Origin of the sequence: Pseudomonas sp. T8, from assembly GCF_024610635.1 — a bacterium.
GTDB lineage: Bacteria > Pseudomonadota > Gammaproteobacteria > Pseudomonadales > Pseudomonadaceae > Aquipseudomonas > Aquipseudomonas chlororaphis_I.
On record NZ_CP102374.1, the window covers coordinates 3,707,104 to 3,729,527 of the forward strand.

General features: G+C 63.4%; 16 protein-coding genes. 2 read left to right on the forward strand and 14 right to left on the reverse strand.

Annotated elements, in window-relative coordinates; translation table 11 throughout:
- Positions 1–36: 36 nt before the first annotated feature.
- From NRG23_RS16655 to glnE, 14 genes are all read right to left on the reverse strand, one after another.
- A complete protein-coding gene (locus tag NRG23_RS16655; RefSeq protein WP_009046656.1) occupies positions 37–798 on the reverse strand; it encodes a hypothetical protein in 762 nt (253 codons plus the stop codon).
- Between the two features lie 54 nt (positions 799–852).
- Entirely contained in the window at positions 853–1,809 is a 957-nt protein-coding gene (locus tag NRG23_RS16660; RefSeq protein WP_038630439.1) for a glycosyltransferase, read from the reverse strand.
- A gap of 84 nt (positions 1,810–1,893) precedes the next feature.
- Positions 1,894–3,300 carry a PIG-L deacetylase family protein gene (locus NRG23_RS16665; RefSeq protein ID WP_257371434.1) on the reverse strand — a complete coding sequence of 469 codons (1,407 nt, stop codon included), beginning with the start codon at positions 3,298–3,300 and terminating at the stop codon, positions 1,894–1,896.
- Entirely contained in the window at positions 3,297–4,193 is an 897-nt protein-coding gene (locus tag NRG23_RS16670; RefSeq protein WP_257371435.1) for an antimicrobial resistance protein Mig-14, read from the reverse strand. Before NRG23_RS16670 ends, NRG23_RS16665 begins: the two co-directional genes overlap by 4 nt.
- Positions 4,193–5,323: a glycosyltransferase gene (locus NRG23_RS16675; RefSeq protein ID WP_009046652.1), complete on the reverse strand. Its 1,131-nt coding sequence runs from the start codon at positions 5,321–5,323 to the stop codon at positions 4,193–4,195. The genes NRG23_RS16670 and NRG23_RS16675 overlap by 1 nt, the downstream gene beginning before the upstream one ends.
- Complete coding sequence (locus NRG23_RS16680) at positions 5,307–7,064, reverse strand: carbamoyltransferase (protein ID WP_009041869.1); 1,758 nt, start codon at positions 7,062–7,064, stop codon at positions 5,307–5,309. The genes NRG23_RS16675 and NRG23_RS16680 overlap by 17 nt, the downstream gene beginning before the upstream one ends.
- Before the next feature lie 278 nt (positions 7,065–7,342).
- Complete coding sequence (locus tag NRG23_RS16685; protein ID WP_124310230.1) at positions 7,343–8,797, reverse strand: lipopolysaccharide kinase InaA family protein; 1,455 nt, start codon at positions 8,795–8,797, stop codon at positions 7,343–7,345.
- A complete protein-coding gene (locus NRG23_RS16690) occupies positions 8,797–9,549 on the reverse strand; it encodes a lipopolysaccharide kinase InaA family protein (RefSeq protein ID WP_257371436.1) in 753 nt (250 codons plus the stop codon). The genes NRG23_RS16685 and NRG23_RS16690 overlap by 1 nt, the downstream gene beginning before the upstream one ends.
- Positions 9,546–10,280 carry a lipopolysaccharide kinase InaA family protein gene (locus NRG23_RS16695; protein ID WP_009046649.1) on the reverse strand — a complete coding sequence of 245 codons (735 nt, stop codon included), beginning with the start codon at positions 10,278–10,280 and terminating at the stop codon, positions 9,546–9,548. Before NRG23_RS16695 ends, NRG23_RS16690 begins: the two co-directional genes overlap by 4 nt.
- On the reverse strand, positions 10,280–11,086 hold the full coding sequence (rfaP, locus tag NRG23_RS16700) for a lipopolysaccharide core heptose(I) kinase RfaP (RefSeq protein ID WP_009046648.1): 807 nt from the start codon (positions 11,084–11,086) through the stop codon (positions 10,280–10,282). Before rfaP ends, NRG23_RS16695 begins: the two co-directional genes overlap by 1 nt.
- Positions 11,086–12,207, reverse strand: a complete 1,122-nt coding sequence (locus NRG23_RS16705; RefSeq protein ID WP_009041865.1) for a glycosyltransferase family 4 protein — start codon at positions 12,205–12,207, stop codon at positions 11,086–11,088. The genes rfaP and NRG23_RS16705 overlap by 1 nt, the downstream gene beginning before the upstream one ends.
- Positions 12,207–13,268 carry a lipopolysaccharide heptosyltransferase I gene (gene waaC, locus NRG23_RS16710; protein WP_009046647.1) on the reverse strand — a complete coding sequence of 354 codons (1,062 nt, stop codon included), beginning with the start codon at positions 13,266–13,268 and terminating at the stop codon, positions 12,207–12,209. Before waaC ends, NRG23_RS16705 begins: the two co-directional genes overlap by 1 nt.
- A complete protein-coding gene (gene waaF, locus NRG23_RS16715) occupies positions 13,269–14,303 on the reverse strand; it encodes a lipopolysaccharide heptosyltransferase II (RefSeq protein ID WP_009046646.1) in 1,035 nt (344 codons plus the stop codon).
- 140 nt (positions 14,304–14,443) lie between these two features.
- A complete protein-coding gene (gene glnE, locus NRG23_RS16720) occupies positions 14,444–17,383 on the reverse strand; it encodes a bifunctional [glutamate--ammonia ligase]-adenylyl-L-tyrosine phosphorylase/[glutamate--ammonia-ligase] adenylyltransferase (RefSeq protein WP_257371437.1) in 2,940 nt (979 codons plus the stop codon).
- A gap of 381 nt (positions 17,384–17,764) precedes the next feature.
- Here glnE and aceE point away from each other — a divergent pair, with 381 nt between their 5' ends.
- Positions 17,765–20,410, forward strand: coding sequence for a pyruvate dehydrogenase (acetyl-transferring), homodimeric type (gene aceE / locus NRG23_RS16725; RefSeq protein WP_009046644.1), 2,646 nt, complete (start codon positions 17,765–17,767; stop codon positions 20,408–20,410).
- 11 nt (positions 20,411–20,421) lie between these two features.
- The gene (aceF, locus tag NRG23_RS16730; RefSeq protein ID WP_257371438.1) at positions 20,422–22,371 is read left to right on the forward strand and encodes a dihydrolipoyllysine-residue acetyltransferase; all 1,950 of its coding nucleotides are present in this window, start codon (positions 20,422–20,424) and stop codon (positions 22,369–22,371) included.
- Positions 22,372–22,424: the final 53 nt, after the last annotated feature.

The following is a 22,424-nucleotide window of genomic DNA, read 5'->3' on the forward strand; positions in this document are numbered from 1 at the left end:
CCTTTCGCGGTATTCGGGAAAGTGAAACCGGTAGAACTAATTGATAAACCAGCCAATACCGACTCCAACCAACAGGACTAAAACAAGCTTGATTTGCTCGCGACGACTGCGCCGAGCCTTACGCTGCCGCTCGGCGGCAGTCTCCACATGCAGACCGAAGCCTGTATGCAGCACCGCGTCGCCTTCCAGGCTGACAGCCGTCAGGTTCAGCTCAGCATAGCGCTTGGACAGCGCTTTCTCGCCTCCGTGCCCGGCGAAAGGCGCGCACAGTCGATACTCTGCCATCCGGCGCAAGCCCGGGTTCAGGGAGAAGCTCTGCCACTCGGGTTTATCGGAGATCAGCGGATAACAAGGCACACCACCGATCAACTCGCGGGCACCCAAGTGGATGTAGGGACTATGGACTCGCAGGTCGTGGGCATAACTGCGCAACCAGACCTGCAGGATGTCCGGGCGCTGCTCGAGAATCGCTTTCGAATCCTCGACAAAACCCGGGCGATAGAACTCCCAATCGTCTTCGCAATGGAAGATATAGGGGGTCTTGACCTGCTCGTAGGCCAGGTCGATCGACGCCAATTGCCCGAGCTTCGGCCGGTTGACGAAGAAGGTACAGTGATCTTTCCAATGGGCGGGCACCGCCGTGCGCACCCGCTCGTCGCCAGCATCTTCAGTGATGAAGACTTCGCGGATCGGCGCGCTGTTGAAGCGATCGAAACTCTCCAGCGTGAGCTTGAGCAGGTCCAGACGACCGCAACTGGTGACCACCAGGGTGATGTCACTCTCTTGACTAAACTGCACTTGATTCTCACCTACGACAAAGTGCGATCACTATTAAGGGCTCAGTGATCGCTGTCAAACACCCAGCTTCGAGCGTACGCGCTCGATAAGGCTCAAGGGTGCACGAGGCCGCAATGCGGGCTGGAGTTCCTCGACAATACGCTGCCCGATACGGGCGAAGCTGAACTGAGAGACCGCCAGATCGCGGCCGTTTCGCGCGATACTCTGCGCCAGGGCCGGATCGGCGCGCAGCATGGCGAGTTTTTCCTGCAATTGCGGGATGTTCTGATAAAAGACCACGTTGTGCAGGTCCTGCAAGCCCAGCGCGCGGTTTTCCGCCTCACCCTGGTCGAATGCCAGCAACACACAGCCACAGGCCATGGCCTCGAAATTCTTGATCATGTATTCGCCCATGCCGACGTCGGCACTGACGAAAAAGCGGATACGGTTGAGGGTGTCGCAATACTCTTCGCCCGACTTGGTCCGCGTCACCACCAGGGGCTCGACCTGGCCAAGTTCGTCGAGCAGCGCCTTGCGCCCGCTGTAGGCCACGCTGTTGGTGCTGCCGACGAATGCCAGTTCGATATCCCGCTCGCGGCCCTGATCCTGCAGCAGGGTCTGGTCGTAGCCCTTGGGCACGAATACCGCGTCGAAACCTTCCTGGCGCAAGCGCTCGCTGACCATGAACCCCGAGCTGATCACCCGTGCCCACGGCAGGCGGCGGTAGTGCGCGCTGAACTTGCCGGTGTACTTGCAAGGGATGTAGTTCTGGTAGGCGTCGTGCTCGAGGATCACCAGATTGGGAATGCTACGGATGAAACTCGCCTGGCGGATTTCCTGCTTGAAACGCAGGAAGAACACGATACGGTCGTAGCGCGATACCTCCACCTCACGGCGGAAATAGCCACGCAGGTTGCGCTGCTCGTCGCTGCTCAACCACCGCAGGTCGCATTCGCAATGAGCGGCAACGCCTTCGTACAGGCGGTCCAGAATGGCCCGCTGTTCTTTCTGCACCAGAAATAGAACCTTCATCATCTTCCTTGCAGCCGTGAGCAACCGGACAAAAGAGCGAAACTACCCTGGCCGACAGGCAAAAGGGTGTCATGCAATATCAATTTACAAACGCCAGAACAGCTCATGCCGGCGTACCGCCTTGCGGAAAAACTCGTTCTCGCCATAAGGCGAAGCGGCGCGGCCGGCCAACACACGCTGCAGGACCCGGCGCAGGCGGCGCTTGAACGGCGCCCGCGGCTGCAGGTCATGCATCATGCCCAGGGCCATCGCCTTGTCGCGTTGCTGCTCGACCGATAGCGGCAAGCAGCAGGGCCTGAGCTCCTGGGTCGGGTCGAACACCGGTGGCAGGGCAATGCCCGCCCCCGAATCGCCCATCGGCCAACGGTCGTTGTCATGCAAGTGATTGGCGTAACCGAGCAAGGTGGTCGGCTGCCACTCCAGCCCCTGCAACGCTTCCAATACCGCCTGCTGGGCGCAGAGGTGGTCCGGGTGCGGGTCGAGTGTCGGATGCGGCAGCACGATCACCTCGGGGCGCGCCTTGAGCAACAGCGCCCGCAGGTCGGCCAAGAGGTTGTTCCAGGTCGGCGCGCCATCGGCATCCGCCGGCAGCGGGAACGGATTGAACTGGCGGAACAGGCGGATATCCGACAGCTCGGCCTCGCGGGACGCCACAGGGCGATTCGGCGCTGCCTGCATGGCCGGCAGTTGCAGGCAGAAGTACCCCAGCTGCACACAGCGCGCCTCGGCAACCCCGGCCCAACGCGGCACCGCGATGCTGTCCCAGGCCCGCAGCCGGCCCTTGATCCGCGCCGCATCGGCACCGTTCATGCCCATCTGCCGGTAATGCTCGGCCTCGATCTCGCCCGCGGTCAGCGTGACGATCCAGGTTTCGTCGGCCTGGCTGTACAGACCGAAGGCGGCCAGTTCGGCATCGTCGGCATGGGGGGCGATGACCATCACCCGCTGGTGGCGATAGTCCGGCTCGCGGAACACCGACAACAGCGGCTCGCCGTGCACCCGGCAGAAACGCCCGCGCAGTTGCAGCTTGCCGCTGGCCAGAGGCCGTGCCAGCCCGCTGAGGTTGAGATAACGCAAGCCGTTCACGCCGCGCTCGAATGTCTGCCGATCCTGCCCCGCCAAAGAGACGCAAGGGTCGAAAAAGCGCCCCAGCCAGGTGCTGCTGACCTTTACCGCGAGGATCAGGGTTTCATCCCCCGCCAGGTCGATCGCCTGGTCCAGCACCAGGCGCTCCTTGTCCAGGTGGACCTTGGGCTGCTCGGTGCCGAACGGAAAGCTGTACTGATAATCGTCCCGGGGCGAATAAAACAGGTGGTCGGCGAACCAGGCCTCATGGGCCACCCAGGCCAGCACCGCGAGCAGCAGCGGCAACCACCAGGCCACCAGCACACCGACGGCCACCAGTACCAGCAGGCCAATCAGCAGAGCGAGGCGCTTCTGCCGGCGATGGCGTTTGAGCAACTGTTGCTTGCGACTCGGTGGCTGATTCATACCGTGAACACCGGAACGGGGTTGCACCAGCGATCCTTGTACTCGCGATCGGCGCGACCGAAGGAAAAACGCAGCGGCTTGTCGATGGCCCGCGCCTGTTCCCAGGCACTTTGCGTATTGAGGAAACTCAACACGCTGCCAGGGCTGAACTCGCGGGTTTCAGGATCGACGCCACCGTTGATGTATTCGACGCTGATCCACTCCGGCGCTTCGACCCGATACACCAGTTGAATGGCGATCGGCGCATCGTTGAGGAAAATCACCGAGCCGATCAGCAGCTCGCGCAGCAACTCGATGACTTCGGCCATGCGCTCGGCACCGGTGGCCGGGAACCCCCAGCGCCGCTGGAACAGATCGCAGTAGATGGCCGCCAGCTCCTGGCTGGAGAACTCGCCGACCGGACGCACCACGCCGCCCGCCTCTTCCAGCAGGCGCAGCTCGCGGCGCTGGTTGTAGCGAAACTTCTTCGACAGCTCCTCAGGCGTGCGAGCCATGGCCAGTTGTTCGGCCTGGGGCTTGAGGGTGCTGAAACGGCCCTGGTTCAAGGCCGACAGGTAACGGCCACGATGACGCAGCGGGGCCTGGGTGTCAGGTGCGGCCGGCAGGATCAGCTCGGCGTTGCCCAGGTCGAACAGGCCTTTCTTGCCGCGACGCTTGAGCACGTCCTTGGACAGCGCCAGGTCGCGCCCCCAGGTCGGGATCGCCGCCCGCAGTTCGCCGGCTTGTTCCCAGGCCAGGTAGCGGACCGGAATGCCCGCCAGGTTCGCCAGGCGCTCCACCACCAAAGGATGGGTGGCGACACTGCCGCCAAAACGCTGCCAGGCAGCGGCATAAGTCGAGGCGTCGACGACCGACCAGCCACGCTCGCGCCAGCCTTGGAATCGATTGAGCATCAGGGCCTCGCGGTCAGATCGGTAACTTGCGGCAGACGCCAGAAGGCGTCGCGAACAGCACGGTCGGAGAATCGCTCGCGCAGGCGCTCGAACATCAGTTCGGCGCACAGCAGGCGCTGGTTCTCATCCATTCCGGCCAGGTGTTGCAGGCCCTGGGCCATATGCTCGGCATCGCCCAGCGGAAACAGGATGCCGACGCCTTCGACCACTTCCTTGGCCCCGCCACAGGCCGTCGCCAGCAGCGGCACGCCGGCGGCCATGGCCTCCAGCAACACCATGCCGAAGGGCTCGTGGTCGGAGCTCAGGGCGAAGGCATCGAAAGCGCGGAAGAAACGCCGGGCTTCTGTGACCTGGCCGAGGAACAGCACGCGGTCGGCGATGCCCAGCTCGCGGGAAAGATCCTTGAGGTTCTGCTCCAGGCGCCCGCTGCCGAGAATCGCCAGCTGGCTTTCCCGAGGCAGCCCCGGCAAGGCCGCGGCGAACCCGCGCAGCAGGGTGGCCTGATCCTTGTCCGGATGCAGACGCCCGACATTGCCGACGATCCAGGCGGAAGACGACAGCCCCAGCTCCCGGCGCGCTTCGGCCTTCGGTAGCTGGGTCGCTTGCAAGGCTTCGACGTCGATCCGGTTGTACAGCGTCTGGATCCGCGCCGCCGGCCACTGCGGCAGGCAGCCGCGCATGTCGTCGCGCACCGCATCGGACACACCGAGCAGGCTCAGGCGCTTGCGGAACAGGTTGGCAAACAGGCGGCGACTGCCGCGCTGGTAATCGCCAAACGCATGATGCACACCGATCACCGGCAACGCGGTGCCCAGCAATGCGATGTAGATCGGCTTGAAACGGTGGGCGATGCAGAAGCTGAAGTTGCGCGACGCGGCGATCTTGCGCAGGTCGCGTATCGCCCCCAGCTTCAGGCCACGGATGGCCTTGGAGCTGTATTCCATGAACAGCACTTCGTCGCTGGCACAGCCATCGGCCACCTCGGCATCGGCGACCCCGGTGAGGAACACCGTGGTCACGCGATAACCGCTGCCCGCGAACAGGCTGGCATATTGCCGGGCACAGTCCAGGAACGGCCCGTCATAGCCGTGGCAGAACTGCAGGACGTGGCGCTCAGCCGAGCGTGTCATAAGGGTCCACGCCGTCTTTGACTACCAGGATGTCTTCCATGATCAGGTACTGCAGATCGGAGCCGAAGAACATGTTCAGGGCGTCGGTCGGCGAGCAGATCATCGGCTCGCCACGGCGGTTGAGCGAGGTGTTCAGCGACACGCCGTTGCCGGTCAGGACTTCCAGGGCCTTCATCATGTCGTAGTAGCGCGGGTTGTATTCGCGCTTGAGCACCTGGGCCCGGGAAGTGCCGTCTTCGTGGACCACTTCCGGCACGCGGGTCTTCCACTCTTCCGCCACTTCGAAGGTAAAGGTCATGAACGGTGCGGGGTGATCGACCTTGATCATCTGCGGACCGACGGTGTCGAGCATCGACGGGCAGAAAGGCCTCCAGCGCTCGCGGAACTTGATCTGCTCGTTGATCCGGTCGGCCACGCCGGTAGCGCTCGGGCAACCGATGATCGAACGACCGCCCAGGGCACGCGGACCGAACTCCATGCGACCCTGGAACCAGGCCACCGGGTTGCCGTCGACCATGATCTTGGCGATACGCTCGGGGGTGTTGTCGATCTGGCGCCAGGCCGGCTTGTTCGGGTGACGGGCACAGGCGGCGATCACGTCTTCGTTGCTGTAGGACGGGCCGAGATAGACGTGTTCCATCTTCTCCACCGGCACGCCGCGCGCGTGGGAAACATAGGCCGCGGCACCGACCGCGGTACCGGCATCGCCGGACGCCGGTTGCACGAACAGCTCTTTGACTTCCGGACGGGCGATGATCTTCTGGTTCAGCTTGACGTTCAGCGCACAGCCGCCGGCGAAGGCCAGCTTGCCGGTTTCCTTGAGGATGTCGCCCAGGTAGTGGTCGATCATCTGCAGCGCCAGCTTCTCGAACAGCGCCTGCATGCTGGCCGCGTAGTGGATGTACGGCTCGTCGGCGATGTCGCCTTCGCGCTTCGGCCCCAGCCACTCGATCAGCTTCGGCGAGAAGTAGAAACCCTTGCCCTTCTCTTTATAGCGGCGCAGGCCGATGACGTTGGCGTAATCGGTGTTGATCACCAGTTCGCCGTTTTCAAAGCTGGCCAGGCGGGAGAAGTCGTACTTGCTGGCATCGCCGTACGGCGCCATGCCCATGACCTTGAACTCGCCGTCGAGCATCTCGAAGCCGAGGAACTCGGTGATCGCGCCATACAGGCCGCCCAGGGAGTCCGGATCGTAGAATTCCTTGATCTTGTGGATCTTGCCGTTTTCGCCGTAGCCGAAGAAGGTCGTGGCGTACTCGCCCTTGCCGTCGATCCCGAGGATCGCGGTTTTCTCCTTGAAGCCGGAGCAGTGGTAGGCGCTGGAAGCATGGGCCAGGTGGTGCTCGACCGGCTCGATCTTGATCTTCTTCGGATCGAAGCCCAGTTGCTCGAGGCACCAGACGATCTTGTTGCGATAGCGCTTGTAGCGACGGTTGCCCATCAGGATCGCGTCGAGGGCGCGGTCCGGGGCGTACCAGTAACGCTTGGCGTAGTGCCAGCGGGCCTTGCCGAACAGGCTGATCGGCGCGAACGGAATCGCTACCACGTCAACGTCGGAAGGCTTGATGCCGGCCTGTTCCAGACAGAACTTCGCCGATTCGTAGGGCATGCGGTTCTTTGCATGTTTATCGCGTACGAAGCGCTCTTCTTCGGCAGCCGCCACCAGCTTGCCGTCGATGTACAGCGCTGCGGAAGGATCATGGCTAAGGGCGCCGGACAGGCCAAGAATCGTCAATGCCACAGGGGTCTAGCCTCTTAAGTCTGCATGCAGGCGACGTGCGCCTGGAATTAATGTGCTCCCCGCCAGGGGCGAGAAACAGCTAAAGGGCGGGATTATAGCGTAAACCTGCCGCGGGATGATCCCTGACGTTTCAGCGCCGGGCGCTGGCGCCAAATATGGCTTGCGAGGGATCTGTAGCCGCTGCCGCAGGCTGCGATAAGGCTCGAAGAGCCTTTCTGCGATCTCCAGAGCGCGACCGCTTCGCGCTCGATCGCAGCCTGCGGCAGCGGCTACAGGCCTTAGCCTACGGACGATTCGGCGGTTTTAGGCAGGCGCTGGTCGATGACCTGATACAGCGCGCTGCTCTGCGGCCAGTTGCGCATGAAGCGCGCCCGGTCGCGGGCGTAGGCCGGGGCGAAGCTGCCGAGACTGTGATGCTGGCACATGGAGTCCAGGTCGATCAGCGCCCAGCGATCCTCTTGCCAGAACAGGTTGTGCCCCTTGAAGTCGCCATGGCTGATGCGTTCGCGAATCAACTCGGCAAACAGCCGGTCCAGCGCCTGCAGCTCGGCCTCTGGAGCCGCGCCGCTGTCGATATAGGGCGCGAAGCGCTCGATGATGTCCGGCCCGGCCAGGTATTCGGTCACCAGGTAGGCCCGGCTGCGCAGCCAGAGGAAACGCTTTTCCAGCAAGGCCAGCGGCTTGGGCGTGGCAATGCCGAGGAATGCCAGGCGATTGCCTTCCTGCCACGAATGCCAGGCCCGGCTGGGGCGCCAGAAGCGTTTGAGCCAATGGGCAAAACCCTTGATGTTGTAGCGCTTGACCACCAGGGTGCGGCCCGCCACTTCGACCCGGCCGACGCTGGCGGCGCCACCGGTCTTGTACAGGTGCCCCCGGTCCAGCAGCGCGTCTGCCTGTTCCAGCACCGGCAGCATCGCTGCTTCTTCCTCGCGCCGAATCGCCCGCAAGGCGAAGGGACCGCGCAGCACGCTGAACAGGGTGCACTCGCGACCGATCTTGTTGAGAAAATCCTTCAAGCGCCAGCTGCGCACCTTGTCCACCTGCTTCTGCAAGGCTTCCAGCGGCAAGGCATGCTCGGCATTGTTCAGCAGGTAATGCACCAGCAGCTCTTCGGTGAAGGGCTCCAGGCTCTTGGGCAACTGGGCGAAAAACACCCCGAGGTTTTCCAGGACCTTCTGCCGGGACAGCGGTTTGCCTGCCTGTTCCACGCAGATCCCGGCACCGTCGATCAGGTACAGCTTGCCCTGATGACGCAGCAGGTTGTCCAGATGCAGGTCTTCCTGCCACAGGCCCTTGCTGTGCAATTCGGCGATGGCGGCCAGGGCTTCGGCGAGTACCGCCTGCTGCTCATCGGCCAGCGCCGGCAACGATTCCACCTGTTTCCAGGCATCGCCCAGGCTCTCGGAACCTTCCAGGAACTCGAACAACAGCCAGCCACCCTCGCCTTCCTTCAGGCCGTCGGCCAACAACAGCGGCGTGGTCATGCCTTGTTCTTCAAGCAGGCGCACACCCTGCAGCTCACGCTGGAAATGCCGCGCCGCCTTGGCGCCCACCAGCAACTTGGCCAGCACCGGACGCCCACGCCAGACACCGGCGCCGACATAACGCTGCCCTGGCAGCACCCGCAGCAGGCTGAGCAACTGCAGCGTCGCAGGTCCAGCAGCGTCGGCCAGCTCCAGGCTCAACGGCAGGCTTGGCGCGCGGCCGGCCTGCTTGAGTTCGGACAGGCGCATCAACGAGTCTCCTTGTGGCTGCGGCGTGCACTCAGGCGGTTCAGCCAGACATCGACCAGCGAGCTGTCCTGCGGCTGATCCAGATAGGTCGCAAGCAAGGCACGCACATCGCCCTCACTCCAGACTGGGGCACGACGCAACAGCGGTTCCAGGTCCTTGACCCGATCACGCTGGCCGAATAACAGCGGACGGGTCTTTTCCAGGTCGATCAATTGCGCCTGGTAACCGTCGCCGGTGGCCCGCAGAAAAATATGCTTGGGATAAAAACAGCCGTGCACCTGACGCACCGCATGCAGCTGGCGCGCCAGCAGGCCGCAGGCCCGCAGGATCGCCGCGTGCTGGTCCGGGCTGAGCTGCGCCCACTGTTGCAGCAGCGAGTCCAGGTCGTTCCAGCCATCCAGCGCCCGGGTCAGCAGGATCGCCCGGGTTTCGCCTGCCACCTTGCGCTCGCCAAAGAAGGCCGCCTGCAAAGCCGGAATACCCAACTGCTGGTAGCGGCTGATATTGCGAAATTCGCGGGCGAAGCTCGGCTCGCCGAACGGCCGGTGCAGGGTCCGCGTCAGGTAGTTGCTCTGGCGCTTGAGGTAGTAGCCGTGGCCTTCCAGGTCGAGGCGATACACGCTGCTCCAGCCACCGCCGTCGGTATTGGGCTCGTCCACTGCCTCAAGCTGCTTGGCCCACAACGCGTCGAAGCTGTCGAGGCCGTGGCGCTCCAGCAACGCACGGTCCTGAGCCGCCAGGAAATCGGTCATTCGCGTCCCTCGAAAAATCTCAGCACATGCCGGATACGGCACTTGTCCGCGGCGTTCAGCCGGGTGCGCTGGCGGTACTGCAAATAGAAGCGCAGGCGCTGGGTGGCGGACAAATGATACTTGGCCACCTTGTCCAGGCACGCCAGGTCCTTGGTGATCCGGTACTTGAGCCAGAAACCGCGCCAGAAATCGCCATTGGGGCAATCGATCAGGTACAGCCGGGCATCGTCGTCGATCAGCAGGTTGCGCCACTTCAAGTCGTTATGGGTGAAGCGGTGCTCATGCATGATCCGCGTGTAGCGTGCCAGCTGCTGGCTGACCCGGTCCACCCAGGCCCGATCGGCCAGTAGCGGGTCGTTGCGCTCGGCCAGGACCGACAGGTCTTCGGTGCGTGGCAGCTCGCGGGTGATCATCGCCCCCCGGTCGTAGGCCAGGCCACGACGTTCCAGGCCCCAGGCCACCACCTCCGCCGTGGGAATGCCCCACTTGGCGAAACGCTTGAGGTTCTGCCACTCGGACTTGACCCGCGGCTTGCCCAGATAGCGCCGCAGATTCTTGCCGGCGCCGGTGTAGCGCTTGACGTAATAGTTGATGCCGTTGCGCTCGACACGGATGACCTCCGACAACGGGTCGCGGGTCAGGTGTTCGCCCTTGAGGGCAAAGACCGCATCCAGACTGCCGAAGTCCTGCGCCAGCTCCCGATACCCAGGTTCAAGGTTCCAACCCGCCATCAGAGCGCATCTCCGTACCGCTGCTTGCGTGCGTACAGCTTGTTGGCCTTGCCCTCCAGCCAGGTCAGCAGCGCCGCCTCGTCGCTCAGGATCTGCCGCAGCGGCTGCTGGAAGTAACCCTTGAGGAAACGCAGCTTGTCGCGCCGGGTCAGGCCGATGTCCAGGGCCGAGAAATACAGCGCCGCCAGGTCCTTGTCGCGCCAGCGCCGGGTGATTGCCGGACGGGTCTGGGCGCGGTGCAAGTCGATCACCGAGAGCTTGAAGTCATCGGGCGTCACCGGCTTGTCGGTGTGCAGCAGGAAGTGGCAGATGTAGCAGTCGCGATGGTTGACCCCGGCGCGGTGCATCATGCCGGTCATGCGCGCCACTTCGGCGATCAGCGCGCGCTTGAGCCTGGGCTGCGGCGGCTGCTTGACCCAGTCGATGCTGAAGTCTTCGAGGCTGATGGTCGGCGCCAGCTCTTCGGTCACGATGAACGAATGCTGGTTGGCCGGGTTGCTGCCGCGCTCGCCATAGGCCACGGCGGTCATGGTCGGCACGCCGGCTTCCTGCAGGCGCTGGATAGCCTGCCATTCCTGGCCCGCGCCGAGCACCGGCAGCTTGGCGGTGAGCAGGTTCTTGAAGATCTCGCCCCAACCGATACCGCGGTGAATCTTTACGAAGAACCCTTCGCCGGCCACCTCGGTACGCAAGGTACGGCGGGCTTCGAGTTCACGGTAGACCTGGCCGTCCAGACGCTCGACTTCGGCGAACGCATCGCGTCCGGCCCAAAGGGTCTTGAACGGTTCGGCAAGAATCAACTTCATCAGTGTTGCTCCGCCAGAATCACATCCGCAGCGTGCTGCGGCATGCTATAGAGGTCGGCCGTCTCGGCGAACGCCAGGCCGTTACGGCTCCAGGTCGCGCGTGCAGCGTCGTCGGTCAACATGGTGTTCAGGTATTGATTGAGCTGTCCTTGCTCCAATGGCTCGTCCAGCACCAGGCCGCTGTCGGCCTCGGCGATGTAATGGGCATAACCGCAGACCGCGCTGACCAGCACCGGCAAGCCGGCCACCAGCGCTTCCAGCAGCACAGTACCGGTGTTTTCGTTGTACGCCGGATGGATCAACAGGTCGGCGCCCAACAGGAAACGCGGGATATCACTGCGCCCCTTGAGGAACTGCACATGCTCGCCCAGGCCCAATGCGGCGCTCTGCAATTGGAATACTTTGGGGTCGTCCTGGCCAATTACAAATAGCCGGGTGCGTTTCTTCAGCTCCGGCGGCAAGGCGGCCACAGCCTTGAGGCTGCGATCCACGCCCTTGGTCTTGAACCCGGAGCCGATCTGCACCAGCAGCAAGTCATCGTCTTTCAGGGCGAACTCGCGACGGAATTCGGCGCGGATCTCCGCCGCGTTGGCCGGCGCGCGACGGTCCTGGGCGATGCCTGGCGGCAGCAGGTGGAAACGTTCCACCGGGGTGTCGTAATGCTTGATGAACAGCGGCTGCTGGACCTCGGAAATCATCAGCACTTCAGTCTTCGCGTCCCGGGCGAACACCGCCCGCTCGTATTCGGCGAAGTGCCGGTAGCGACCCCAACGGCGGTACAGCGAATGACGCAGGTTCTGCGCCTTGTCTTCGAAGCAGCCGTCGGCGGCGTAATACACGTCCAGCCCGGGCATCTTGTTGAAGCCGATCAGGCGGTCCACCGGACGCTTGGCCAGGTCGGCCTCCATCCAGGCACTGAGTTTCTCGTTACGCCGATGGTTGAAGAACGCCTTGACCGGCGCCACCAGCACTTCGAAACCTGGCGGTACATCGCCTTCCCAGATCAGCGTGTAGACACGGATCTGGTGCCCGCGCTTCTGGCACTCCAGGGCGATGCGCATGAAATCCCGCTGCAGGCCGCCGAACGGGAAGTATTTATAAAGGACAAAAGCCAATTGCATCAGCGCAGCTCCTCAGCCAGTAACAACCTGCTCAGCCGGCTGGCGACACGCTCAGGATTCAGACGCGTGAAGCACAACGGCCACTCGCGTTTCAGGTCGAACCGCCGCTGATCTTCAGCCGTCGGTTGATAGGTGCATTTTTTCTGCAGGCACGGCGCGCAAGGGAAGTCGCTGGCCATATGGATCTGCGCCTTGCCATAGGCGCCGGTCAGGCCCGGGTTGGTCGGGCCGAACAGGGAAATGGTCGGCACATCCAGCGCCGCTGCGAGATGGCCAAGCCCGGTATCCACCGCGACGCAGGCCTGGGCTTGCGCCAGCACCTTGGCGACACCCGCCAGGTTCAGCTTCGGCAGCACAGTGGCGTTGCCCAAGCCCTTGGCAATACGCTCGGCCCGGGCCTTTTCCGCCGGGTTGCCCCACGGCAGCTTGACCTCGACGCCCAGCTGGCCCATGCGTTCGGCCAGCTCGCGCCAGTAGGCTTCCGGCCAGTGCTTGGTGTCCCAGGTGGTGCCGTGCAGGAACACCACGAACGGCTTGGGCCGTGGCAGTTCCACCAGCTTCTCGACGTTCAGGCCGTAATCGCCCAGCCCCTGGGGCAAGTCATACCCCAGGGCCACGGCGAACAGCTGGCGCACACGCTCCACGGCATGCTGGCCGCGGGCAACGGCCAGGCGCCGCGAGTAGAAACGCGCCGCCAAGGGCTCGCGCGCGGACTGTTTGTCCAGGCCGGCCACCGGCGCCTTGACGTAGCGCGTCAGCCAGGCGCTTTTCAGCAAGCCCTGGGCGTCGATCACCAAGTCGTATTGAGTCGCACGCACGCTCTGCTTGAAGCGCCGCCACTCGCCACTCTTGATGGTTTGCCAGATGTTCTTGCGCCAGCGGCGAATCGCCACCGGGATCACTTTATCCACAGCCGGGTGCCAGGTCGGGATTTCCGCGAACCCCTCTTCCACCACCCAGTCGAACTTGATCCCGGGGATCGCCCGCGCCGCATCGGTCAACGCCGGCAGGGCATGGATCACGTCACCCAGGGAGGAAGTCTTGATCAACAGTACCCGCACTTACCGAACCTCGACCGCGGTGCCCTGCAACCGCTGCAAGGCTTGGTCCACCGAGTCGGGCAGCAGCTGGCGCAGGCAGTTGTAATGGCCAAAGCGGCAGGTGCGATCGAAGCACGGGCTGCACTCGATGCCCAGGCGCACGACTTCGACCTGGTCGGCCAGCGGCGGGGTGAAACCCGGCGACGTCGAGCCATACACCGCCACCAGCGGGCGATTCAGCGCCGCCGCCACGTGCATCAGCCCGGAGTCGTTGGACACCACGGAATCGGCGCAGGACAGCAAGTCGATGGCCTCGGCCAGGGAGGTGCCGCCGCAGAGGTTGACCGATTCTTCGCGCAGCCCCGGAATCAGCCGGGCGCGAATGTCTTCGCCAACCACGTGATCGTTCTTCGAACCGAACAGCCAGACCTGCCAGCCCTCGCGGATCTTCAGCTCGGCGACCTTGGCGTAATGCTCGGACGGCCAGCGCTTGGCCTCGCCGAACTCGGCTCCCGGACACAGCGCCAGCACCGGGCGGTCCAGGGTCAGGCCGAACTTGGCCAGCGCCGCTTCGCGGCTGGCCGGGTCGATCTGCAGGTCGGGACGCGGGTACGGCTTGGGCAGCTCGGCGCCCGGCTCGTAAGCCAGCGCCATGAAGCGCTCGATCATCAGCGGATAACGTTCTTTGTCCAGCGTGCGCACGTCGTTGAGCAGGCCGTAGCGGAACTCGCCGCGCCAGCCGGTACGTTGCGCGATGCCGGCAAAGAACGGCACCAGCGCCGACTTCAGCGAGTTGGGCAGCAGGATGGCCTGGTCGTACTGGCCGGCCAGGGATTTGCCGATGCGCCGGCGGGTCGCCAGTTCCAGCACGCCGTGGCCGAGCGGGAAGCTCAAGGCCCGCCGCACTTGCGGCATGCGCTCCAGGATCGGCCGGCTCCACTCGGGGGCCAGCACGTCGATCTCGCACTGAGGATGGCGTTGCTTCAGGCACTGGAAGAGTGTCTGCGCCATCACCATGTCACCGACCCAACTGGGCCCAACGATCAGAATATTCATGTGGTTTCCAAAAACGAACCGGGGAGGCTTACGCCTCCCCGCCTCGAGAATCCAGCCCTGCGGCATTCACCGCCAGCTCATTGTGGACGAGCCGCAACAGGGCTCGCCGGATACATTTGTGGCAACGCAGCGCACGCTGCCTAGCTTAGCCCCAGCTCGCGCCAAATCCGCAATACCTCCCGTCGCTCGCTGGCGAACTGGTCGCCGGCGATGACCCCGGCCTCGTTCTGCAAGGCCTGGCGGTGAGCCGCGGAACGGTAGGCCTTGTAGACCTCGCGCAGCAGACTGGCGTCGGTCGCGGGCATCAGCCCGACTTCCTCCAGCCCTTCCAGAATGCGGATATTGTCGGTGTAACGCAGCAATGACGGGTGCTCTTGCGACCACGCCAGGGCCGCGTATTGCACCATAAATTCGATGTCGACGATACCTCCGGCGTCCTGCTTGAGGTCGAACGGCGCCGTGGCCTCGAAGGCATTTGCCGCGGTTCCGGCGGCCGTCGCCTTGGTCCCCAGGTTGTCGCGCATCTTGGCCCGCATCTCGCTGACCTCCTGCTGCAACTTGGGCAGGTCACGGGCACGCCCCAGCACCGCAGCCCGCACTTTCTCGAAGGCCTGGCCGACATCCTGGCTACCTACCAATACCCGGGCGCGCACCAGCGCCTGATGCTCCCAGGTCCAGGCTTCGTTCTCCTGATAACGGGCGAACGCCCCCAGCGAACTCACCAGCAAGCCCGACGCCCCGGACGGCCGCAGGCGCATGTCCACTTCGTACAGCTGGCCGGAGTTGGTCTGGGTGGTCAGCAGGTGAATGATCCGCTGGCCCAGGCGGGTGAAGAACTGCGCGCCGTCGATCGGTTTCGGGCCATCGGTTTCCGCCTGCGGATCGCCGTCATGGATGAACACCAGGTCCAGGTCGGAACCATGCCCGAGTTCCAGGCCGCCGACTTTCCCATAACCGACAATAATGAAGCCGGGATCGCACAAGGTGCCATCGGTGCGCTGCGGAGCGCCGTATTTGGCCACCGTCTGGCGCCAGGCCAGGGCCAGCACCTGCTCGAGGATCGCCTCGGCCAGCCAGGTCAGGTAATCGCTGACTTTCATCAACGGCAGGCTGCCGGCGATTTCCGAAGCCGCCACTCGCAGACGGTGGGCCAGCTTGAAGTGACGCAGCGCCTCCATCTGCTGTTCCAGATCGTCCTCGGGGATGCGCGTCAGGCGCTCGCGCAACTCGGCGGCCAGTTCCGGCGCCAATGGCGGCTTGAACAGACGGCCCTCGTTAAGCAACTCATCGAGCAGCAGCGGGAAGCGGGTGATCTGCTCGGCGATCCACGGGCTGGCGGCACACAGGGTCAACAAGCGGCGCAAGGCCCCAGGGTTCTCGGTGAGCAGCACCAGGTAGGCGGAACGCCGCGCCACCGCCTCGACCAGCGGCAGCACGCGCTCCAGCACCAGGTCCGGATCAGCATGTTCCACCGCCTGGGCCAAAAGGCGCGGAATAAAGGCATCGAGGCGCTCTCGCCCCAAACGCTGCATGGCTCGCAATTGCGGGCTGCCACGCAGGCCGGCCAGCGCCCTGAGCGCCTTGGGTGCGTCATTGAAACCGCCTTCCTGCAACTGCCGACAAGCCGCTTCTTCGTCCTGGGCTTCTTCCCACAGCGGCAGCCATTCGCCGCCGACCACCACTTCGCACTCGTTGCCTTCGTCTTCATCCGGGTCGGCGATCACCTGGCGGAAATGCCACTCCACCCGACCGCGCCAATACATCAGGCGCTCATGGAACGCCGCCCAATCGGCAAACCCCAGCATGAAGGCAATGCGCGCCTGATCCTGTGGATTGTCCGGCAGCATCTGCGTCTGCCGGTCGGCGATCGCCTGGATCGCGTGCTCGGTGTAACGCAGGAATTCGTAACCTTCACGCAGCTCGGCGATCACCGCGAGCGGCAGGTAACCCTGCCCCTCCAGGGTGGTCAGCACCTTTAATAGAGGACGCTGTTGCAGGCTCAGGTCGCGCCCGCCGTGAATCAGCTGGAAAGCCTGGGCGATGAACTCGACTTCGCGGATCCCGCCGGAACCCAGCTTGATATTGTCGGCCATGCCCTTGCGCCGCACTTCCTGCTGGATCAGCTGCTTCATGGTGCGCAGCGCTTCGATCGCCGAGAAATCCAGGTAACGCCGATAGACAAAAGGCCGCAGCATATCGAGCAACTGCGCGCCGGCGACCTGGTCGCCCGCCACCACCCGCGCCTTGATCATCGCGTAGCGTTCCCAGTCGCGGCCCTGATCCTGGTAGTACTGTTCCAGCGCATTGAAGCTCAGCACCAGGGCGCCCGCCGAACCGTAGGGCCGCAGGCGCATGTCGACGCGGAACACGAAACCGTCGACGGTCATCGGGTCCAGCGCCTTGATCAGGCGCTGCCCCAGGCGGATGAAAAATTCCTGGTTATCCAGCGCACGCTTCACGCCCACGGTTTCCCCGCCTTCGGGGTAGGCGAAGATCAGGTCGATGTCGGACGACAGGTTCAGCTCGACGGCGCCCAGCTTGCCCATGCCGAGGATGACCATCTGCTGCGGCTCGCCGCTGCGTCGGCCGGTGGGAACACCGAACTGCTCGCAGTGGCGCTGGTACAACCATTGATAGGCCTGGTCGATGCAGGCGTCGGCCATGTCCGACAGGTCGCGGCAGGTCTGCACCAGATCCGCCTGGCGCGTCAGGTCGCGCCAGATGATCCGCACCTGATGACGATTGCGCTGACGCCGCAGCACCCGCCCCAGTTCGTCTTCACTGGTGGCCTGTTGCACCGCTGCGGCGATCTGCGCGCACAGCTCGCCCGGGCCGAAGCCGCGGTCGAGTTCGCCGCCGTGCACCAGCTCCAGCAACATCAAAGGGTCACGAAGGCTCTGTTCAATGAAGAAGTCGCTGGCGGCGCTCACCCGGGCAAACTCGGCCCAGCGTTCGGGGGGCCAGGCGGCGAACCCGTGATCGTCGTCCAGGGTCGCCACGGCGCTACGGAACGACTGCTCCGCACGGCTGACAAAAGGCAGGAGAATCGCTGGGAGTTCGGCAAGCGCGGGCAGGCTCATGGGCTATCCTTGATCGGCGTAGAAAGGGGCGGTCGGGGCAAATTCTGCGGGCGCGGCCCTTGAAGGACTGTCGAACAAAAGTTAGAAATAGCTGAAATTTTTATTATTTTGGCAGCCAGCATCAAATTTTTACCCATTGGCGTTGGAAATCGACCAACAGTAACGATTATTCTCACAACACAGCAGGAGGCCACAAGCCAATCTTCTGTAGTTTTACTACTCGTCTATACATTCGAAAGGCTGAAATGGCCGACGATTTGTAGTAAAACTACACGCCGCCGTATCAACCTCCGGCAATCCAAGAATTTTATCGTCTGCCCACAAGGCCAGTCGCAAACTCAGGCAACCGATTCTGGAAGCCTTTCCGCCCTGGAGCAAGCCATGCAAGACCTCGATCCCGTCGAAACCCAGGAATGGCTGGACGCCCTGGAATCGGTTCTCGACAAAGAAGGCGAAGACCGTGCTCACTATCTGATGACCCGTATGGGCGAACTCGCGACCCGCAGCGGCTCGCAACTGCCCTACGCCATCACCACGCCGTACCGCAACACGATTCCCGTCACCCACGAAGCACGCATGCCTGGCGACCTGTTCATGGAACGCCGCATTCGCTCGCTGGTACGTTGGAACGCGTTGGCCATGGTCATGCGTACGAACCTGAAAGATTCTGACCTGGGCGGTCACATCTCCAGCTTCGCCTCCAGTGCGACTCTGTATGACATCGGCTTCAACTACTTCTTCCAGGCGCCAACCGAAGAACATGGCGGCGACCTGATCTACTTCCAGGGTCACGCCTCCCCTGGTGTCTACGCTCGCGCTTTCATGGAAGGCCGCATCAGCGAAGACCAGATGAACAACTTCCGCCAGGAAGTGGACGGCAACGGCCTGTCCTCCTACCCGCACCCATGGCTGATGCCTGACTTCTGGCAGTTCCCGACCGTATCCATGGGTCTGGGTCCGATCCAGGCGATCTACCAGGCGCGCTTCATGAAGTACCTGGAAGCCCGCGGCTTCATCCAGCCAGGCAAGCAGAAAGTCTGGTGCTTCATGGGCGACGGCGAGTGCGACGAGCCGGAATCCCTGGGCGCAATCTCCCTGGCCGGCCGCGAGAAGCTGGACAACCTGATCTTCGTCATCAACTGCAACCTGCAGCGCCTCGACGGCCCGGTTCGCGGCAACGGCAAGATCATCCAGGAACTCGAAGGCGTGTTCCGTGGCGCCCAGTGGAATGTGAACAAAGTCATCTGGGGCCGTTTCTGGGACCCACTGCTGGCCAAGGACACCCACGGCATCCTGCAACGCCGCATGGACGAAGTCATCGACGGCGAGTACCAGAACTACAAAGCCAAAGACGGCGCCTTCGTGCGTGAGCACTTCTTCAACACGCCTGAACTCAAGGCAATGGTCGAAGACCTGTCCGACGAGGAAATCTGGAAACTCAACCGTGGCGGCCACGACCCGTACAAGGTCTATGCGGCCTACCACGAAGCGGTCAACCACAAAGAGCAACCGACCGTCATCCTGGCCAAGACCATCAAGGGTTATGGCACCGGCGCCGGCGAAGCGAAGAACACCGCGCACAACACCAAGAAAGTCGATGTCGACAGCCTGAAGTTGTTCCGCGACCGCTTCGACATTCCGGTCAAGGACGAAGAAATCGAAAACCTGCCGTTCTTCCGACCGGAAGAAGGCAGTGCCGAAGCCCGTTACCTGAGCGAGCGTCGTGCCGCACTGGGCGGTTTCGTGCCTCAGCGCCGTGCCAAGAGCTTCAACATTCCGACCCCGCCACTGGAAACCCTCAAGGCTATCCTCGACGGTTCGGGCGACCGCGAAATCTCCACCACCATGGCCTTCGTGCGGATCCTCGCGCAGCTGGTCAAGGACAAGGAAATCGGCCAGCGCATCGTCCCGATCATCCCGGACGAAGCCCGTACCTTCGGTATGGAAGGCATGTTCCGTCAACTGGGCATTTACTCGTCCGTCGGCCAGCTCTACGAGCCAGTCGATAAAGACCAGGTGATGTTCTACCGCGAAGACAAGAAGGGCCAGATCCTCGAGGAAGGCATCAACGAAGCGGGCGCCATGAGCTCCTTCATCGCGGCCGGTACTTCGTACTCCAGCCACAACCAGCCGATGCTGCCGTTCTACATCTTCTATTCGATGTTCGGCTTCCAGCGTATCGGCGACCTGGCCTGGGCCGCTGGCGACAGCCGTACCCGCGGCTTCCTGATTGGCGGTACCGCCGGCCGTACCACCCTCAACGGTGAAGGCCTGCAGCACGAAGACGGTCACAGCCACATGCTGGCGGGCACCATCCCGAACTGCCGTACCTTCGATCCGACCTATGGCTACGAGCTGGCGGTGATCATCCAGGACGGCATGAAGAAGATGACCGAAGAGCAACAGGACGTCTTCTACTACATCACCGTGATGAACGAGTCCTACCAGCAGCCAGCCATGCCGGCCGGTGTCGAGCAAGGCATCATCAAGGGCATGTACCTGCTCGAGGAAGACACCCGCGAAGCAGCGCACCACGTACAGCTGATGGGCTCCGGCACCATCCTGCGCGAAGTCCGTGAAGCGGCGAAGATCCTGCGTGAAGAATTCAACGTGGGCGCGGACGTGTGGAGCGTTACCAGCTTCAACGAACTGCGTCGCGATGGCCTGGCAGTCGAGCGCAGCAACCGTCTGCACCCGGGCCAGAAGCCTAAGCTGAGCTATGTCGAAGAGTGCCTGAGCGGCCGTAAAGGTCCGGTCATCGCCTCTACCGACTACATGAAGCTGTTCGCCGAACAGATTCGTCAGTGGGTCCCGTCCAAGGAATTCAAAGTCCTGGGCACCGACGGTTTCGGCCGCAGTGACAGCCGCAAGAAGCTGCGTCACTTCTTCGAAGTCGACCGTCATTTCGTGGTGTTGGCAGCCCTGGAAGCCTTGGCTGACCGTGGTGACATCGAACCTAAGGTCGTGGCCGAGGCCATCACCAAGTTCGGCATCAACCCGGAAAAACGCAACCCACTGGACTGCTGAGGAGATTTTTTGTGAGCGAACTCATTCGCGTACCTGACATCGGCAGCGGTGAAGGTGAAGTAATCGAACTGTTTGTGAAGGTCGGCGACCGTATCGAAGCCGACCAGAGCATCCTGACGCTGGAATCGGACAAGGCCAGCATGGAAGTTCCGGCACCTAAAGCCGGCGTCATCAAGAGCCTGAAAGTGAAGCTGGGCGATCGCCTGAAAGAAGGCGACGAACTGCTGGAACTGGAAGTCGAGGGTGCCGCTGCCGCGGCGCCAGCGGCCGCCGCTCCGGCTGCCAAGGCCGAGGAAAAACCAGCTGCAGCGCCGGCTCCTGCCGCCCCTGCCGCTGCACCTTCCGCCGCTTCGACCCAGCAGGTCCACGTGCCGGATATCGGTTCGTCGGGCAAGGCCCAGATCATCGAGATCCAGGTCAAGGTCGGCGACACCGTCGAGGCCGACCAGTCGCTGATCACCCTCGAATCCGACAAGGCCAGCATGGAAATCCCATCGCCAGCCGCGGGCGTGGTCGAGAGCATCAGCGTCAAGCTCAACGATGAAGTTGGCACCGGCGACCTGATCCTGGCCCTGAAAGTGGCCGGCGCTGCCCCTGCCGCCGCTGCGCCTGCCCAGGCCGCCGCTCCGGCCGCTGCTGCTCCGGCACCGGCTGCCGCCGCACCTGCCGCCCCGGTGGCCGACAGCGTCCAGGACATTCACGTTCCGGACATCGGCTCGGCCGGCAAGGCCAAGATCATCGAAGTCCTGGTCAAGGCTGGCGACAGCGTTGAAGCCGACCAGTCGCTGATCACCCTCGAGTCCGACAAGGCCAGCATGGAAATCCCATCGCCAGCCGCCGGCATCGTGGAAAGCGTTGCGATCAAGCTGGACGACGAAGTCGGCACCGGCGACCTGATCCTCAAGCTGAAGGTCAAGGGCGCTGCCCCAGCGGCCGCCCCGGCGCCTGCCGCAGCCCCGGCTGCCGCCAAGCCTGAAGCCGCCCCTGCGGCCGCAGCAGCGGCACCTGCTGCAGCGCCAGCTGCCGCCCCGGCCCAACCGGGCGCGAAAGTTCATGCCGGCCCTGCCGTGCGCCAGCTGGCGCGCGAGTTCGGCGTCGAGCTGAGCGCGGTGAGCCCGAGCGGCCCGCACGGTCGCATCCTCAAGGAAGACGTGCAGGTTTACGTCAAGGCCATGATGCAGAAGGCCAAGGAAGCTCCGGCAGCTGCCGGCGCAACCGGTGGCGCCGGCATCCCGCCGATTCCAGTGGTGGACTTCAGCCGCTTCGGCGAGATCGAAGAAGTGCCGATGACCCGCCTGATGCAGGCTGGCGCATCGAACCTGCATCGCAGCTGGCTGAACGTGCCTCACGTCACCCAGTTCGACTCGGCCGACATCACCGAACTGGAAGCCTTCCGGATCGCCCAGAAAGCCGTCGCAGAGAAGGCCGGCGTCAAGCTGACCATCCTGCCGCTGCTGCTGAAATCCTGCGCGCACCTGCTCAAGGAACTGCCGGACTTCAACAGCTCGCTGGCGCCTAGCGGCAAAGCGATCATCCGCAAGAAGTACGTGAACATCGGCTTCGCGGTCGACACCCCGGATGGCCTGCTGGTACCGGTGATCAAGAACGTCGATCAGAAGAGCCTGCTGCAACTGGCTGCCGAAGCCGCTTCCCTGGCTGAAAAAGCCCGGACCAAGAAGCTCTCGGCGGACGACATGCAGGGCGCCTGCTTCACCATCTCCAGCCTCGGTCACATTGGCGGCACCGGCTTCACGCCGATCGTCAACGCACCGGAAGTGGCGATCCTCGGCGTTTCCAAGGCAACCATCCAGCCTGTCTGGGACGGCAAAGCCTTCCAGCCGAAGCTGATGCTGCCGCTGTCGCTGTCCTACGACCACCGTGTGATCAACGGCGCCGCTGCTGCACGCTTCACCAAGCGTCTGAGCGATCTGCTGGCGGATATCCGCACCATCTTGCTGTAAGACCCGGCCGGCTTCCCTGTCATGGGGAAGCCGGCCGTTGCACCCTTTTCGAG